General features: G+C 62.2%; 12 protein-coding genes and 1 pseudogene. 10 read left to right on the top strand and 3 right to left on the bottom strand.

Going from position 1 to position 17,827, the window contains the following annotated elements; genetic code table 11:
- Nucleotides 1–38 precede the first annotated feature (38 nt).
- Nucleotides 39–908, top strand: coding sequence for a sulfurtransferase (locus tag HNW77_RS01250; RefSeq protein WP_172154625.1), 870 nt, complete (start codon nucleotides 39–41; stop codon nucleotides 906–908).
- A 116-nt stretch (nucleotides 909–1,024) separates the two neighbouring features.
- Here HNW77_RS01250 and HNW77_RS01245 read toward each other — a convergent pair whose 3' ends face one another.
- Nucleotides 1,025–1,957 carry a LysR family transcriptional regulator gene (locus HNW77_RS01245; RefSeq protein ID WP_172154623.1) on the bottom strand — a complete coding sequence of 311 codons (933 nt, stop codon included), beginning with the start codon at nucleotides 1,955–1,957 and terminating at the stop codon, nucleotides 1,025–1,027.
- Between the two features lie 140 nt (nucleotides 1,958–2,097).
- Between HNW77_RS01245 and HNW77_RS01240 the strand changes: the two genes are divergently transcribed.
- Nucleotides 2,098–3,099 carry an aromatic ring-hydroxylating oxygenase subunit alpha gene (locus tag HNW77_RS01240; RefSeq protein ID WP_241694234.1) on the top strand — a complete coding sequence of 334 codons (1,002 nt, stop codon included), beginning with the start codon at nucleotides 2,098–2,100 and terminating at the stop codon, nucleotides 3,097–3,099.
- A 4-nt stretch (nucleotides 3,100–3,103) separates the two neighbouring features.
- Nucleotides 3,104–4,045, top strand: a complete 942-nt coding sequence (locus HNW77_RS01235) for a PDR/VanB family oxidoreductase (protein ID WP_172154619.1) — start codon at nucleotides 3,104–3,106, stop codon at nucleotides 4,043–4,045.
- Between the two features lie 115 nt (nucleotides 4,046–4,160).
- Here the strand turns inward: HNW77_RS01235 and HNW77_RS01230 are convergent, their stop codons facing one another.
- Complete coding sequence (locus HNW77_RS01230) at nucleotides 4,161–4,868, bottom strand: TetR/AcrR family transcriptional regulator (RefSeq protein WP_241694219.1); 708 nt, start codon at nucleotides 4,866–4,868, stop codon at nucleotides 4,161–4,163.
- Nucleotides 4,869–5,873: 1,005 nt separating this feature from the next.
- Here HNW77_RS01230 and HNW77_RS01225 point away from each other — a divergent pair.
- From HNW77_RS01225 to HNW77_RS01195, 7 genes and pseudogenes are all read left to right on the top strand, one after another.
- A pseudogene (locus tag HNW77_RS01225) lies at nucleotides 5,874–6,809 on the top strand (cellulose biosynthesis cyclic di-GMP-binding regulatory protein BcsB); the annotation flags it as partial.
- Between the two features lie 109 nt (nucleotides 6,810–6,918).
- On the top strand, nucleotides 6,919–7,590 hold the full coding sequence (locus tag HNW77_RS01220) for an SGNH/GDSL hydrolase family protein (RefSeq protein ID WP_172154615.1): 672 nt from the start codon (nucleotides 6,919–6,921) through the stop codon (nucleotides 7,588–7,590).
- An 86-nt stretch (nucleotides 7,591–7,676) separates the two neighbouring features.
- A complete protein-coding gene (locus tag HNW77_RS01215; RefSeq protein ID WP_172154613.1) occupies nucleotides 7,677–8,837 on the top strand; it encodes an acyltransferase family protein in 1,161 nt (386 codons plus the stop codon).
- A complete protein-coding gene (locus tag HNW77_RS01210; RefSeq protein ID WP_276592056.1) occupies nucleotides 8,827–12,774 on the top strand; it encodes a cellulose synthase subunit BcsC-related outer membrane protein in 3,948 nt (1,315 codons plus the stop codon). The genes HNW77_RS01215 and HNW77_RS01210 overlap by 11 nt, the downstream gene beginning before the upstream one ends.
- A 57-nt stretch (nucleotides 12,775–12,831) precedes the next feature.
- Complete coding sequence (locus HNW77_RS01205) at nucleotides 12,832–14,511, top strand: SGNH/GDSL hydrolase family protein (protein ID WP_172154611.1); 1,680 nt, start codon at nucleotides 12,832–12,834, stop codon at nucleotides 14,509–14,511.
- Between the two features lie 252 nt (nucleotides 14,512–14,763).
- Nucleotides 14,764–16,071 (top strand): DUF1800 domain-containing protein, encoded by a 1,308-nt coding sequence (locus HNW77_RS01200; RefSeq protein WP_172154609.1) that lies wholly within the window; start codon nucleotides 14,764–14,766, stop codon nucleotides 16,069–16,071.
- Between the two features lie 3 nt (nucleotides 16,072–16,074).
- Nucleotides 16,075–17,286 carry a DUF1501 domain-containing protein gene (locus HNW77_RS01195; protein ID WP_172154607.1) on the top strand — a complete coding sequence of 404 codons (1,212 nt, stop codon included), beginning with the start codon at nucleotides 16,075–16,077 and terminating at the stop codon, nucleotides 17,284–17,286.
- Nucleotides 17,287–17,291: 5 nt separating this feature from the next.
- On the opposite strand, the gene HNW77_RS01190 is transcribed toward HNW77_RS01195, so the two are convergent.
- The gene (locus HNW77_RS01190) at nucleotides 17,292–17,729 is read right to left on the bottom strand and encodes a hypothetical protein (protein WP_172154605.1); all 438 of its coding nucleotides are present in this window, start codon (nucleotides 17,727–17,729) and stop codon (nucleotides 17,292–17,294) included.
- Between the last annotated feature and the right edge of the window lie 98 nt (nucleotides 17,730–17,827).

Genomic DNA, 17,827 nt, shown 5'->3' with positions numbered 1-17,827 from the left:
GAACGGGGTCTGTCCACCTTCATGCCGCAGGGAATTTTATGTCCACCACCGTTCTTTATTCACCAGACGGCGTGCGTGCCGCTGGCAGCAACGTGCTCCTGATTGACGTGCGCGACCCGAAGGATTTCGCGGCAGGCCACATTCCCGGCGCGGTCAACATGCCCGACATCTTTACCTACCTGGCCGAAACCACGCAGGACGGACTGCACAAGCTGCAGCAGACCTTTGCCACCCTGTTTGCCGATTACGGGCTGGATGGCACCAGAACCGCCATCGTGTATGAAGATGCCCTGCATACCCGCTATGGCGCGTCATGCCGGGGCTACTGGATCCTGCGCTACCTGGGTTACCCCAAGGTGGGCATTCTTGATGGCGGGCTGAGCGCGTGGCGCGGGGAAGGGGGCACGCTGACCACCGAGGTCACCCGTCCTGCCCGCACGGACTTCCCCCTGCGGCCCGAGGCCAGCCTCATGGCCACACAGGCCGAAGTCCGGGCCGCACTGGGTTCTTCCACCATCAAGCTGCTCGACAACCGCGACAGGGTGGAATGGCTGGCGGAAAGTTCATCGCCCTACGGGGTCGATTTCGCGCCGCGCAAGGGCCGTATTCCCGGTGCCGTATGGATCGAGTGGTATGACTTCATGAAGGTGACCGACAACCACGCCGCCTTCCGCACGCCTGATGAAATCCGCGCGCTGGCCGCCACACGCAACCTGCATCCTGATGATGACATCATCATTTACTGCTTCAAGGGCGCGCGTGCCGCCAATACCTATGTGGCGCTGGCCTCGGCCGGGTTCAGCAGACTGCGCATCTACATGGGATCGTGGAACGAATGGTCGCGCAACCCGGAACTCCCGATTGAAGGCGGACTGCCAAAAGCCGCCGCACCTTATAACGGCGGCTAAGAAACTGCCTGAAAACAAAATATTGATAGAAATGATAAGCGTTTTTGGGCGCCGCCTTTTTGAAAAAAGGCGGCGTTCTTCGGAACTTTAAAACAAATATCCACAAAAAACTTTCATCATCCCAGTATGTTATCGGTTTCACCCTGCCGGGCATGGCTGGCCATGATGTCCCGGGTCATGGCCTCGACCTGTCGCGTCAGGCGCGAAAGCTGGCGGGTGCGGTCATGCACCAGGGCCAGCGTAAGGTGGGGCACCTGTGCGCCTGCAAGCGGCACGAAGGCGAGTTCCCCGCGCAGGACCTCGGCCATGACATCAAGCGAACTGAGAAAGCAGATCCCGATCCCCGCCGCCACGAGTGAAAGCATCATCTGCACATTGTTCGCCCGCGCGGCCACTGGCGGGCTGACGCGCCCGCCCCGCAGCAGCCTGTCGAACACGGTGGCAATGGCAAGCGGCTGCTCGGGCATGATGACGGGATAATCCATGCACTGCGCCAGCCTGACCGTGCTTTCCCGCGCCAGCGGGTGGCCGGGCGGGCAGACGAAGCCAAGCGGGAACGTCATGCGGTGCAGCACCACGATGTCGCGCATGTCATCAGGGTCGAGCACAAGGGCCAGATCTCCTTCACCCGACAGGAGGGCCTGGCCGATCCGTTTATTGTCACGGATGTTCACATTCAGCACCACGCCCGGATGGCTGGCCTTCATGCCCGCCACAAGCTGCGGCACGAAAGCGCGTGACAGGGCCTCGGGCGCCAGCAGGTCAACCTGACCACGACGGATGCCCTTGAGGTCATCAATCTGGCGGCTCAGGTCATCAAGATCCTTAACCCAGCGCCGGGCGCAGGCATAAAGCAGTTCGCCCGCCGCTGTCAGGCGCATGCCGGTGGGCAGGCGCTCGAACAGCGGTGTCTGCAATTCCTTTTCACCCAGCAGGATATGGCGGTTGATGGCCGAACCCGCGATGTGCAGCGCCTCCGCTGCGCGGCGGATGGATTTATGGCGCGCAACCGCCAGGAAATAGACCAGAAAGCGTGAAAAGGGATGCATGCGTTCTCATTTTGAGAATGAAAAAGTCTCAATTATGATATATATGAGATCATGCCACGTGTGAAATGATCTTCCTGAAAGCCCGTTCAGGAGACCACACCGTGACCCTTGCCGCCACTACCCCCTCCTTGCCCCGCAACATGACATTCGATGCCGATGACTGGCTGATCCTGGCCCGTTGCTGGCACCCCGTCGCCCTGGTGCGCGACCTGGGCACGAAGCCGATGGGCGTGACCCTGCTTGATGCCCCGCTGGTGCTCTACCGCGCGGGTGACACGATTGTGGTGGCCGATGACCTGTGCCCGCATCGTGGCGTGCCGCTGAGCATGGGCAAGGGGGACGGACAGACCGTTGCCTGTGCCTATCATGGCTTCCGCTTTGGCCAGCAGGGGCGGTGCGTCAAAGTGCCAGCCCACCCCGACAACGCCATTCCCGGCAAGCTGAACCTGCGCACCTATCCGGCGGTGGAGCGTTACGGCCTGATCTGGACCTGCCTGCGCCCCGATGAGGCGCCGCCGGTCATTGCGCCCATGCCGCACTGGAATGACCCGGCCTACCAGCAGATCAACTGCCCCTTTATCGACATCGCCGGTTTTGCCGGGCGGCAGGTGGAAGGCTTCATTGACGTGGCCCATTTCGCCTTCGTGCATACCGATACCTTCGCCGACCCTGAAAATCCGGTCGTGCCGCCTTACAGGACGCGCCTGACACCCGACGGGTTCGAGGCCGAATATCGCAGCACCGTAGGCAACTATCCCATTGGCAGGACGGATCGGGGGCGCCCCGGCTTTGAATGGCTGCGTCATTTTCGGGTACATGTGCCCTTTACGGCCACGCTGGAAATTCATTTTCCCGATAACGGGCGGCTGGTCATCATGAACGCGGCCTCGCCCGTATCGGCGCGGCAGACACGCATGTTCGCGCCGATGTGCCGCAACTTCGACAAGGACCTGCCGCTGCAGGATGTCTATGACTTCAACCTGCGCGTATTCGAGGAAGACCGCGCCCTTGTCGAGGCCCAGAAGCCCGAGAACCTGCCGCTCGACCCCACGCTTGAAGCCCATGTCATGGCTGACCGCAGCTCGATCGCCTATCGCCGTGCCCTGCGCACGATGGGCCTGAGCCAGTTTTTTACGGCATAACACCATGTCAGCTCTTTTTCCTGTTATCGTGCACGACGTCATGGCGGAGGGCGCCGATTGCGTCCGCCTGCAACTGGCGGCTGCGCCGGGGCAGGGGGCGCTGCCCCGCTTCACACCCGGCGCGCATGTTGATGTGCTGACCCCCTGTGGGCTGGTGCGCCAGTATTCGCTGTGTGGCGATGCCGATGATCCGGCTGTTTATGAACTGTGCATCAAGCGCGAGCCGACCTCACGCGGGGGATCTGACTCCCTGTGCAGCAGCGTGGAAAAGGGGATGGAACTACACATTTCACCGCCCCGCAATGCCTTTGCGCTCCCGGCCGCGCTGCGTTATGTGCTGATTGCAGGCGGGATCGGGATTACGCCGCTGCTGTCCATGATGGCGCGGCTGCAGCGTCAGGGTGCGGAGTGGGAACTGTATTATTACACCCGCAACCCCGATCAGGTACCGTTCAAAGAACGTCTGCTTGCCGCCCCCTATGTGAACAGAGTGCATATTGCCAGAGGCCTCAAACAGGGCTATCCCGCCGCGCTCTCCTGCCCTGAAGCCGATACGGCCATCATGCTGTGCGGGCCGGATGGTTTCATGCAGGCTGTTTCATCCCATGCCATAGCCACCGGCTGGTCGCCTGCGCAGATCCATACGGAATATTTCCGCCCTACGGAAATGGCGCCGGATGATGAACAGGCATTTGAAGTGGTTCTGGCCCGCTCCGGGCGCAGCATAACCGTGCCACCTGGCCAGAGCATTGCCGGCGCCCTGATGGCGGCAGGCATCGAGGTCAGCCTCTCGTGTGAACAGGGCATGTGCGGGGCCTGTGTCGTGCCACTTGTAGCCGGGGAAGGCGACCATCGCGACATGGTCCTGACCGAGGATGAGCAGGCCAGCAGCATTGCCCTGTGCTGCTCACGCGCCCGCACGCCTTGCCTTACGCTGGACCTGTAATACTCACGCTACGCCCATGAAGACGTTTCTGGTGCAGGAGCCTGTTCGAATTATGGAAAATACCGCACCAGACCGTCCGGCTCTCTCCCCGTGACCGTTCACTTTGAACAGTCGCTTAATCCCCAGGTTCTTTTGCGTTCAGAACGCGCGCCATATCTCCCTTGATGAAAGCGTCAAGGACACCATCAAGAAAAGTGGCCGTATCTTCACGCGGGTTTTTACTGCCTGAAAACGGGCCAATGGGCGCATGGGCAATGCACAGGCTCGATAAGCCACACAGCATGGCGTAGAGGCCGTAACCGACCTGAACTTTTTTCTCCAATGTTTCTACATCATTGGGGTCGCAATCATCGGTCAGGGTAAAAACCCGGTATCCGTAAATCAGCTCCATCAGGTCCTCAAGCGCTGCACCTGCGGCAAGGCGATAGTCGTGATGGGCATACGCATCGGGCAGGTAGCCGAACATGAGCCGATACAGCTCGGAACGGGTGCGGCCAAGATCTACCCAGTAGAATGCAATGCGCTTGAGTGCATCGGTGCGATGGGCGGAGGTACGACGGATATGGGCGATCTGCTCGCGCAAGACCTGAAAATGTTCCACGGCAATTTCCAGCAGGAGATCATTCAGGCTTCCGTAGTGATTATAGAAATTGGCCGGGGCTACCCTGACTTCCTTCGCGAGGCGGCGCACCGACAGATCTTCGAGCCGTTCAGATTCAAGTATTCTGACGGTGGCAATACGCAGGTCTTGAGGGACATTTCCTTTATGGTAGCATTTTGGAATGGGAAGGCATCCTTCTGGAAATCCGCGCCATGAACGCATGACAGCGATCTTAATAATCAGGGATTATCTTGCGATTGAGTATTATGAAAAAAATGATAGATTTTATGCGACATACGAAATAATTCCTATTACCTTAGTCAGTCGTCACAAAACTTTTCCATATGATAAAATTTTATCACAAAAATCCTACTCGCGCCTTAATCGGCGCAAAGCCGTATCGGTAAGGCCCAGCCTGATAAACATCAGGATGGGTGGCATTGACATGGGAACGGATTTTTTCCTTGACAGCGCAGCCAGGCATTGCGTGCCCGTGCGGGCAATGCCTTTCATCACCAAGCAGCAACACAACGGGGGCAGGCATCGTTTACGGCCTGTAGGATTGTATTCCTAAACCTCGACAGCCAACTTCATGAACAACGTTTATATAAACATCTGACGAGATGCGCCCCGGGCATTTTTCCGCGCATTATTTTTACAAAAAAATGGATGTCCATATACATTATTACATAAATAGAACGTAATAAAAAACTCACTTAAACATATGGAAAAATAACAAAAATTTCTATTTTTACTTGAAAAATGAAAATAATTATTTGCCTTTAAAGAGGCATTTATTCTTCTTGACAGGAAGTTAACGAGAAATTAATACCGTTGAGCCAAGAAACGAAAAAACCTCTCGCCCAGAAAGCAAATCACGATTCTATTCTATTGTATTGATTTATAATTATTGAGACTCAGATGCGGGAACCGGATTTGGTTTAAATGAACATCATTCATACCAGGTGATCGCCTTCCGCCGCGTGGTGATGCCCTGGAAAAGCACGATTGAATATTAACATTTGCAAGGCAGCGACATAGCCGGACATGGTCAGGGCAAAACGCATAGCGGACAAAGTCACGCTCCTGATGAAAAAGACACCACTCGGCCGGATGCCCCCATGGATGCCGGTTGTTATTGGTACATCCATCATGGGGTTTGCGGGGTCCATCACGCTCAGCCTGTATTCACAGGGCCTGCTGTGCCTCGGCACGATCACGCTCCTGCTGGTGTTCGGCCAGAACCAGTTGCAGTTCAATTTTGACGCCCGCCCCATCGACCGGGGTGCGTGCCGCCGCACACCGGTCGATATCCGCATGAGCGTGGATTCAGATTCCACCCTCGATTTCCGCCGCGGCTACCATTATGCCGAACTGCTCAACCTGTCCTATTTCGCCGAGGCCGCCTTTCCGTTCTCGCGCATGGCCGATCTGTCCGAGACGACGATCATCCTGCCGCAAAGCCCGGATGCGGGCACGGCGGGCTCGTTCCTCGATCTCATGGGCTTTTTCGGGGCGACAACGTGGTATCCTGCCGCTGGCGTGCATGTCATGACGGCGGACCAGATAAAAAATGCCACGCTGCAGGGCGATATCATCCTGCTCTCTACCGCCGACCGGCTGAATCCGGCCGCCACCCTGCTGTCACGCTCGCCTTACGTAATCAGCGACGGGCATGTGCGGGTTGGCCAGCACATGGGGCTGCAGGGCATCTGGTACCTGTTTCAGGACCGCGACCATACGGGCCTTCTCAACGGTGTGGCCGCCCACCTCAATGCGCCGATTGCCGAGGCAGGGGTCATGATCGGCGCACAGTCGCCCTATGACAGCCATCGTTCGGTCATTGCCTTTGTGGGCGATACGCCACAGCGCATCCATGACCTGGTGCTCAGCCTGCGCAACACGCGGGATCTGTCCTCCATCCAGGGGGATCTGGTGCTGAAAAACGCCGAGCAGTTTACCAGTTACCGCACCGCGCCGACATACACGGTGGGCGCGGTGCCGCTGTGGCTGCAACTGGACCGGCATCTGAGTCATCATCCTTTCATTCTTTACCTGACCGGTCTATCAGGGGCGGGGTTGACGGCCTTCGGGGCATGGAGCTGGCTGCGTGCCAAATCACGCAGGCGCGTTCTGGATGATGGCAGGAGCGAAGAGGCATAGGGCATGCCGCCCCCTGCAGGCCAGCCCCCAAAAGGCATGGCCTGCAGGGTGGGCAAGCCGGTCGCGCCGCTCCGGCCCATAAATAAGTTCTTGTATGGAGAAGTAATTCATGAGTGCTCTTCTTGCTGGCCTCACGCTGCTGATCATCGGCGATAGCCACGTCACGTTCAAGGACTCCCTCCTGTCGGTGCTGCCGGATGAATTCAGCCGCCAGGGCGCCAAGGTGGTCACCTACGGGGTGTGTTCCTCCACCGCGGCCGACTGGGTCGTGCCCAACCCCAATAATGGCTGCGGCGCGGCCGAGCGCATTGGCGATGCCCCGATTGGCGCGCCCAACATGAAGCCCGCGTCACCCCCGCCCGTCAGCGACCTCGTGGCCAAGTGGCATCCTAACGTGATAATGGTGATTCTTGGCGATACTATGGCAGCCTATGGCCAGGCCGCCGTGTCAAAGGACTGGGTGGACGAGCAGGTCAAGACCCTGACCTATGCCATTGGCAAGACCGCGTGCATCTGGGTCGGGCCGACATGGGGCCAGTTCAGCCCGCGCTACGGCAAGACCGACCAGCGCGCAACCGAGATGGCCTCCTTCCTCAAGGGTGAAGTCGCACCGTGCAGCTATGTCGATGGCACGGCGCTGCTCAAGCAGGGCAGCGTGAACACCATCGATGGCATTCACGCAACGCCGGAAAGCTACAAGGTATGGGGCAACGCGATCGTGCAGGCGACGCTGCCTGAACTCGAAAAGCTGAAAGACGCCCCGCCTGCCACCGGCCAGTAGGGCCGCCCCTTACGGAAGCAGGCCCGGCGCCGCGTGGGGTGCTTCCGTATCTGCCCATGACGGGCACAAGACGTGGAAACCTGTTGATGCTGCACCAAAATGAGCCTGCCCCCACGACAAGCAGGTGGCGTGAAATACTTGAGAAAGACTTTTTTCCCCTCAACCGTCGGCGTGATATTGACGGGCTGCGTGGCCTTGCCATTGCCTTTGTGGTGCTGTTTCACGCAGGCTGGCTGCAGGGGGGCTTTATCGGTGTCGACATCTTTGTGGTGATCTCGGGCTATTTCATGGGGCGCTCGGCGCTCATGCAGCATCCGTTCCAGCCGCTGCGCTTTGTCTGCCGCAGGCTTTACCGCCTGCTGCCCGCGCTGGTGTGCATGATTGGCCTAGTCTCGGCGGGCATGCTGTGGTGGGTCCTGCAGAGCGACCGGGCCGATATAGCCATCAACGGGGCCTATGCGCTGGTGTACCTGTCCAACATATGGGCTTCGGGGCATGTGGGGTATTTCCAGGGGCAGAGCATTGCCTATCCGTTCCTGCATACCTGGTCGCTCTCGCTGGAAATGCAGTTCTATGCCATCATCTTCCTGATGGCGCTGCTGCTGCCGCTGACAAAACACCGCAAGCTGGTGCTCTCGGGCATCTTTACCGCCTCGCTGGCCTTCTGCGCGTGGAGCTATGTCAAGGGCGATATGCAGGCTTATTACAATATATTCGATCGCCTGTGGCAGTTTTCACTTGGCACCATGATCTGGATATTGCCCCGGCCACGCCTTTCCCCGGTTGTTGCCAATATTGTCTATGCCGTGGCGCTGGCGGTGACCGTGGGGGCCGGGCTGTTCTATACCCTTCAGTTCGCCTGCCCGTCCTACATGACCATCTTCCCCTGCCTCGCGGTGGCCACCATCATCATGCTGCCGCAGACACAGGTGGGCAGGCTGTCCCTTGTGCCGATTTCGCCGCTCGGGGTCATTTCTTACTCGGTCTATCTGTGGCACTGGCCGGGTATCGTGGTGGCGAATTACCTGTTCTTCTTCCAGGTGCATGGGTGGATGATGGCTGCCGTTCTGGGCATCGTTCTTGTCATCAGCGTGCTGAGCTACGTGTTCGTGGAACGCACCGGGCTTGATTATGAGGACCGGGTCGGGGTTGCCGCCCGCAACCGTGGCGCCGCCGTGCTGGTCGGTACCTGCATGACGCTGGCTGCGATCCTGTTCTATATCTCTTATGTATCCCGTGTTCATTAGACACGGCATAAAAGGACGATACCACGCCGCCACCACGCTGCCTGCGGGGCGTGGGTGGCGGCGTGCGCCTGCGGCCTGGGTCATGGCGCCGCAGCCCATGCGCCCGGCAAGCAGCACGCTGAAGTTCATCTGCGGCATGATGGCAGGGGTCATCCTGTCGGGCGAGGTGGCGCAGGCAGACCCCGCCCAGATCACGCAGAACAGCCCGACAGCCGCTGACGGCACCACCATTACGGTCACGCCCACACAGGAGCAGGATGCCGAACGCGCGCACATGGCGCATGCAGCCGCCGTGCTTGAGCTGCTGCTCAACCAGGGCTATTACTGGCTGGGCCAGCACAACCTTGACAAGGCCCATGAAACGATAGAGCGCGCGATTTCGCTCGAGCCCGACAACCCTGAAGCGCTTTACCTGCAGGGCCGCCTGCTCATGGCGCAGGGCAACGCGGCGCAGGCTTCGGCCGCGCTGGCCCGGCTGGAGCACACTGGCACGGCACCGGGGCTGGTAGCCGACCTCAAGGCGCAGATACAGGCCGGCCCCATAGACCCCAGGGCTCTGGCCGAAGCACGCGCCCTTGCGGCGGCAGGCAAGATGATGCCGGCGATGTTCAAGTACAAGGCCCTGTTCAAGAACGGTGACCCGCCACCTGACCTGGCGCTGGAATATTATCGCGTGCTGGGCGCCACCATTCTTGGTCGGCAGGAGGCCCAGACCAAGCTGACCACGTGGGTGGAGCGCAACCCGCGCGATCTCGATGCCCGGCTGCTGCTCGACCGGATCCTGACATACCGCATCACATCGCGCGCCGAAGGGATGGACGGGCTGCGCGAACTCGCCCGCTCCAACGCGCCTGCTTCCATCAGGGAAGGGGCGGTGGCCGCATGGCGCGAGGCGCTGTTGTGGGAGCCGATCACAGGCCCCACCATTCCCCTCTATAATGAATGGCTCGGCCAGCACCCCGATGATGCGGAAGTGAGCGAGCTGCTGCACAAGGCGCAGGAAACGCAGAACGCCATCGACGCCGCCACCGCCCACCAGGAAGGCTATGCCCTGCTGGCCCGCCATAACCTGGAAGGGGCGGCGCAATGCTTCCACCATGCCCTCGCGCTCAATGCCCATGATGCCGATGCATTGGGCGGGCTGGGGCTGGTGGCGCAGGCCCGGCAGCAGCCCGCCCAGGCCATGCAGTATTTCCTGCAGGCGATACAGGCGGACCCGGGCGCGGCCCCCCACTGGCGGGCCGCCATCAAGACCCTGCAATCGGGTGCGGGCGGCGGGGGCGTGGACCCGCTGGTGATGCGGATACTACAGGCCATCAATGCCGGGCACTATGATATGGCGCGCACCGCCCTTGATGCTCTGGGCCGCCGCCCCGGCAGCAGGCTGACCTTCCTCTCGCTGGAAGGCATGCTGGAGCGCAAGCAGGGACATGATGCGCAAGCCGAGTGCCTCTACCGTGAAATCCTGGCCCGCGCACCCGGCAATGCCGATGCGCTGTTCAATCTGGGCGGCATCCTGATCGAGACCGGGCGCGGGGCACAGGCGCAGGATATCATCGCCCGCCTCAAGCCGCTGCGCCCGGCGCTGGCGGACTACCTGCAGGCCGCCGATCTTTCCGCCCGCGCCGACCACATGCGTGATCCCGATGAACGGGTTGCCCTGCTGCGCCAGGCGGCGGCCCTTGAGCCGACAGATCCATGGATCCGCCTCAAGCTCGCCCGTGCGCTTGATAATGCTGGCGGCCATTTTCAGGCGCAGAGCCTGATGGATGACCTGACAAACGCCGCCTCCGTCACGCCAGATGCCCTGCAGGCCGGGATCATCTACGCCATGGGCCAGCATGACCTGACCACTGCCGAGCGCCTGATGGCGCGCCTGCCTGCAACCGGGCGGAGTGCGGGCATGCTCAGCATTGCCAGCCAGATTGACCTCGCCCGCCACATCCAGGCGCTCAACCGCGCGCCGCGCGCGGATAATGCCGCCCTCGTGGCGCTGGCCGACCAGCCCGACCCCACGGGCGACCGGGGCATACAGATTGCCGGCGCCCTGATCGACCGCCATGCCACGCGGGAGGCCCAGCAGGTGCTGGCCGAGGAAGAACGCCTGACCCAGCCGCCAAAGGCCGCGCAGATGCTGGCCTATGCCGGGCTGTACCTGCGCCTGCACGCCGCGTTCGACGCCACGCGCTGCCTCAGCACCTTTGATGCCATGGCGCGCGACTTTCCCGGTTATGCCACACCGGAACAATTGCGGATAAGAAACGATATTGCCATCGGCCTGGCCATCATGACCGCCGATGAATTTGACCGTTACGGCCAGACCACGCAGGCCTATCAGGTCATGGCGCCCGTGCTGCGCGCCCACCCTGAATCAGCCGAGGCCCATCTGGCCATGGGCCGGATATACCAGGCCCGCAACATGCCCCGGCGCGCGCTGGAGGAGGACCAGATTGCCCTGCGCCTCAAGCCGCACAACATCTATGGCCTCGCCGCCGCCGCGCGTGATGCGGGCGGCACGAACCAGGTGGCGCTTGCCCGGGGCTATGCCGAGCGGCTGGCGCATGAAGACCCCGATGGCCCGATGAGTTGGGAAGTGCGCTCCGATGTCGATCGCGTGGCGGGCAACACCCGCGCCCAGCTGGCCGACGTGGAACAGGCCCGCCGCGCCCAGCGCACGCTGGATGGCGAAGGCACGCCCCAGGGCCATGAAAGCTTCCTGCCGGATTACCGCTGGCCCTTCATCGACAGCAATTACATCGACCTGCAGGGCGCAACACTGCCTGCGACCTATCATTACATCCCCGAGGATGACGGCGCTGAGGCGATGGACCGGCAGATCGTCTATCTGCGTGATTCCGTATCGCCACAGATCGATGCCAACAGCTTCGTGCGCAGCCGCACGGGCATTGCGGGGCTGGGGCAACTGACGGAATTCGCCGTGCCCATCACCGGCACGCTGCCATTTGAATCCTGGGAGCACCGGCTGTCCTTCTCGGTCACGCCCACGCTGCTGTTTACGGGTGATGCACTGAACAATCCCTATTCCGCCCAGCAGTTCGGCACCTATTCCGTCAATGGGGCGCTGCCGGGGGCGTACCACCATTACTATACGCAGGGCGTGGGGCTGAGCCTGAATTATGTCAATCACTGGTTCTCGGCCGATGTCGGGTCTTCCCCGCTCGGCTTTCCCATCACCAACGTGGTGGGGGGGGTGGAATTCGCGCCGCGCCTGACCCGTAACCTCGGCCTGCGCATAAGCGGGGGCCGCCGCATGGTCACGGATAGCGAACTGTCCTATGCGGGCATGCATGATCCGGGCACGAACCGGGTGTGGGGCGGGGTGACGCGCATGTTCGGCCATGGCGCGCTGGAATGGTCCGCGCCGGGGTGGAACATCTACGCTGGTGGTGGCTTTGCCTACCTTGATGGCACGCATGTGCAGAGCAATACCGAGGTCGAGGCCGGTGCGGGCGGCACCGCCACGGTATGGCAGGCCCATGACCGGCAGTGGTTGCGCGTGGGGCTGGACCTCATGTATTTCGGTTACAGGCGTGACAGTTACTTCTTTACATGGGGGCAGGGCGGCTACTTCTCGCCACAGCAGTATTACGGTGCGATGATACCGGTTGAATGGTCGGGGCATAACGGGCGGTGGACATGGTTCCTGCGCGGGGAGGCGGGATTCCAGCATTATCATAGCAACAGCGCCCCCTATTACCCCACCAGCACGACCCTGCAGCAGCTTGCGAGCGCGAACCCGCCCGAGTATTTTGGCAGCGAGGATGCAAGCGGCCTTGTGGGCAACATGCGCGGGCGCCTTGTCTATCAGTTTACCCACCGGCTGCGCGTCGGCATGGAAGGTGGCTACAGCCGGGCTGGTAACTGGTCGGAAACCAGCGGCATGTGGATGGCGCATTACACATTTGACGGTCAGTAATACAATCGATCCGGGGCGGTTTCATGCCCTACACCTTATGTTCAGGAACAGCATTACATGGAAACGCGCGGAAGAGTTCTGGCCTGTATCGCGGCCATCGCCGCTGGCAGCCTGCCCGCCGCCGGCATGGCGGCACAATGCCCGGCAGATGACCACAAGGGCGCGGAAACCTGCATTCCCGCCAACAGCGCCGCAAACCAGGGCCTGAACCGCCCGCCCGGCGCGGGTGATGACGGGAGCAGGGGGTACGCGCCGGGCGATCTGTGGCAGGCAGGCGGGCAGGCCTGGCGCGCAACGGCACTTGCGCAGGGTGCGGCGCAGTGGACCCCCGTGACCACATCGCGCGCTCCGGCCGATACGTTTGGCCCGCATGCCGTCTTTGCCGGCGGGCCTACGCAAATGGTCGGTGGCTATGCCGGCCCCGCCGTGGATATCGAAACGACGGCAGGCGGCCAGACGGTTGCCACCACGCTGGACATACGCCCCGATGGCACGCTCGATACCGCAACCCTTGCCCGCGTCCTGGCCGCGCGCGATGCGGGCACCTTCGCCACCGTGACACGCGTGTATGACCAGACCGGCCACGGCAACCACCTCGAGGCCACGCCGGGGCACCATGTCGTGCATATCGGCGCAGTACAGGTTTCGGGACAGGAAACGCTGTCATGGGGCGAGAATAACGGGCCGGGTGGCTTTGTGCTGCCGCAGACCCTCAAGGTGCCTGCCAACAGCTTCTTTTTTGGCACCACGGGCACGTATGCCTCATCCAATTCCGGCTACTCGGCCTTTCCCGTGCCGCTCATGCTTGGGCAGAAGGGGCAGGAATTCAAGGTTTTCATGGGTAGCTACACGCTTGATGGCTTTGTGCATGTAGCCGACATGCGCAGCCCGGACCGGCGCACGGACCTGATCATCAGCAACGACCCCGCAGCCTTCGGCCTCAGCGCCACGCCGGCTGGCTACCGCCTTGAAAATGGCAACAACCATGCCGAGCTTGGCGGCGCACTGCCCGAGGGTACGTTCTCGGGCGGGTATATCGGCTATAATGCCGATGGCGGATCATGGTTTGAACAGGGGCGCAATACCGGGCAGTGGACCGGCATCGTCATTGCCGACCAGGCCGCCACCGCCGGGCAGGAACAGGACTTTGAAGCCGCCGCCGCCGTGGCGGGCGACCACATGCCGCAGCTGCGCGATACGGTCGTGGCCATTGGCGACAGCCGGACGGAAGGCTACGGCCTGAGCGATGGCACGAACTGGCCCTATCTCATGCAGCGTTATGCCCGCTACAAAAGCTACAATCTTGCCGTATCGGGCGCCACGACCAAACAGATGCGCGACATGGTGCCCGCAGCCGAAAAGCTGGCCCGCCAGCCCGGCCGCAAGGTTGCGGTCGTGTTTGGCGGCTTCAATGACCACCTGCACCATATCGGCACCGGCGAGACGGTCCATAACCTCGGGCAGGTCACCAAACGCCTGCGGCAGGCTGGCTACCACATTGCCTTCCTTGATGAGGCCGGGACACAGGGCGCCCCGCGCAAGGCGCTTGCCAGCGCAGTCGAGGACGGAAAGATCACGGCTGATACCGAACTCGATCTTTTCCTCTCCGGCGAGCCCCTTGCCAATGTGCTTGACCAGACAAAGTGGCTTGCCGACACAACCCACCCCAACCAGGCCGGGCATGACATCATCGCCCGCAACGTGTGGCAGAATATTGCCGATTTCTTTAAAAAATAAGAGCGTGGCATGACCAATGCTGCCCGCAAGGCGGGGCAGGCCGTTTCCTGCGGAAGCCTTTGCCATCAGGCTGGCGCCGTCGGGGCAGCATGCCATAATTTCATAAATGTTCCATAAAACGGCACGCCGTGTGGTGTTATGCCCACCGGGCCACCGGCGCCGCCTCCATCAACGCGCATGGCCCGCTACCTTGATTGATTGGGGCCTGATCGTATTGTACCGGCAGCCGCCGCTTATCAGGACAGGAATCTGATGCAGTCTCTGGAAATGATGAACAGGTTCGGCTGGGGCACGCGGGGCACGCAAACACTGGCAGACACGCCGCATGACTGGCTGGCGCGCCAACTGCATGAGCCCGATGCTGCCCGCTTTACCGGCGTGGGCACCACGGCGGATGGGCTGATTGCACTGCACACCCAGCGCATGAACAGGGTACAGGGCGACCCGCTGGTCAAACCGATCTTTCAGGCCGAGGTGGCGACCCAGCTTGACAACCTGCTCCTGACCCGCCAGCCTTTTCGTGAGCGGCTGGCGTGGTTCTGGTTCAACCATTTTACCGTCAGCCTGCGTCAGGGCGGCACGCGCGCGATCATTGGCGCCTATATGCGCGAAGCCATACGGCCCCATGTAACCGGCCGGTTCGTGGACATGCTGGTGGCCGTCATGCGCCACCCGGCCATGCTGATGTATCTTGATAACGCCTCATCCATCGGGCCGGACAGCCCGGCAGGGCGCAGGGGGCACCGGGGCCTGAACGAGAACCTGGCGCGCGAATGCCTTGAACTGCACACCCTCTCGCCACAGGGCGGCTACACGCAGGCCGATGTCACGGCCTTCGCCGCCATCCTCACCGGGTGGGGCGTGGACCTCAAGGCAGACCGGCCCGGCTTTGTCTTCCGCGAAAAGGCGCATGAACCCGGCCCCAGAATGCTGATGGGCCACCGCTTTGGGGATGGCGAGGAAGGCGGCCTGCAGGCGCTGCATTTCCTGGGCACGCATCCAGCCACCTACCACCATATTGCCACCCGGATGGTCACCCATTTCATAACCGACACGCCTGATGCGCGCGACGTGACGCAGGTCAGCGGTGTGTTGGAGCAGACGGGGGGCAACCTGGCCGCCGCAGCCCTGGTACTGCCCACGCTGGTGGATACGGGCCCGCAGGGCGGCAAGTTCCGCTCGCCCATGGATTATGCCACGGCAGTGATGCGCGCGCTGTCGATGGGTGGCGCGCCAAGCCGGCCCGATGATCCCCGCTCGCCCGCGCACACGCTGTTTGCAGCCTTTGCCGCGCTGGGCCAGCCACTATGGACCGCGCCGCTGCCCAATGGCTGGAGTGACCGCGCCGCCGACTGGGCCGCCCCCGCCGACATGCTGGCCCGCAGCGACTGGGCGTGGCAGATGGCGGGGCAGGTGCGCGATGGCGACCCGCTGGATATTGCCCATGCCGTGCTTGGCCCGGCACTCCGGGCGCAGACGCTCACGGCCATGCAGCATGCAGGCTCACGGCAGGATGCGCTGACGCTCCTGTTCTCCTCCCCCGAATTCCAGAGGCGTTAAGTCATGTTGATCCGTCGTCGCGCGGCCCTGCTGGGCCTGGCCACAAGCTGGACGCTGGGGTGTGCCTCGCTGGCCATGGCGGCCCCGTCCAGCCATGAAGATGACCCGCGCCTTGTTGTCATCATCATGCGCGGGGCGCTTGATGGCATGTCCGCCGTCACGCCCTATGGCGATCCGGACCTTGCCACCCATCGCCGCGCGCTCATCCTGCCCCCGCCTGGTACTGCCGGGGGGCTGCTTGACATGGGCGGCTTCTACGGGCTGCATCCGGCATTGCAGAACATGCACGCCCTTTATGGCGCAGGCGAGTTGCTGCCGGTGCATGCCGTGGCGGGAAATTATCGCAGCCGCTCGCACTTCGAGGCGCAGGATTACCTTGAAAGCGGCGCGGACGGGCGCATGGATAGCGGCTGGCTCAACCGGGCCGTCTCGCTCATGCCCCAGCGCGATGCGGGGCCGGATGGCTACGGCCTGGCCATGGGGCTGACCGTGCCGCTGCTGCTGCGTGGCCCGGCGGAGGTCGGCTGCTACGCGCCCGCGGCCAGCCATCACCCCGACCCGGATCTGTACCGCCAGATCGCGGCCCTTAACGCGGATGACCCGGTTACAGGCCCTGCGCTCCGCAATGCCCTGCAGGCCCGTGGCTTTTCCGATACCGTGATGGAAGGCAGCAGGACTGCCCCCGCCGCCCCGCGTAAGGGCCGCAGGCCCGATGCGTTCCTGGCCCTTTCAACCGCGGCAGGCCGCATGCTGGCCAACCGGCGTGGCCCGCGCATCGCCGCCCTCGAAATTGGCGGGTGGGACACCCACGCAAGGCAGGTTGACCGCCTTGGCCGCCCCCTGGCGCAACTCGACCGCGGGCTCGCCGCCCTGCGTGATGGCCTTGGCCCGGCCTGGTCGCGCACGGTGGTGCTGGCCATGACCGAATTTGGCCGCACGGTGCGGATCAACGGCACGGGTGGCACGGATCATGGCACGGGCACGGTCGCCTTCATTGCAGGTGGCCCCGTGGCCGGGGGCCGGGTAGCAGGCACGTGGCCGGGCCTGCGCCCTGACCAGTTGTTTGAAAATCGTGATCTTGCGCCCACCACCGACCTGCGCTGCGTTGCGGCGGGGCTGCTGTGTGATCACATGCGGCTGGAGCCTGCGGGCATGGCCACGGTCTTCCCCGGTGCGACGGCAACCCCGATGCGTGGACTAATCCGCCAGGCGTGAGGCGCTTACGCTTCATGCCGCGCCCAGATGGCCTCGATCTGGCTGCACTCACCCATCGCGGCATGGGCTTCGTACACTGTATCGTAAAAAGCCCGCGGGTCCGCCCCATCAAGCGCATACAGCACGGCGTTGACCGACCGGGCCTTGCTGAACCACGCCATGGCCTGTGCATCGTAGCCATCGGCCTCCTCCTGTGAATCGAAGCAGGCGTTATCCAGCCATTCGATAACGGACCCGATGGCATCCCGGTTCAGGCATGGACCAGCCCTGCCCGTGGCAAGCCAGGCCCGCACGCTGGCATCAAGATATGGTTCGGCGTGGCTGACATGGCAGGCCCATGCCGCCACCGCGCGGGCGATGGCGGCCCGTTGCGCCGGGGCAAGCCTGCGCCCGCGTTCGACAAGATCCGGCCTGACGAGATCGAGCCGTGTGTCTTCGTTCATATGATGACCCTGCCTGGTTTCATGGTGCCACAGGCCGGAGTCCGGAGCAGATGCTCGATAAACAATGAGTCAGAGCAATTCTACTAAACCTGAGTTCA

The organism is Komagataeibacter melomenusus (assembly GCF_013155395.1).
GTDB lineage: Bacteria > Pseudomonadota > Alphaproteobacteria > Acetobacterales > Acetobacteraceae > Komagataeibacter > Komagataeibacter melomenusus.
The sequence above is the reverse complement of the archived record's forward strand: the minus strand, read 5'-3'. Positions and strand labels throughout refer to the sequence as shown.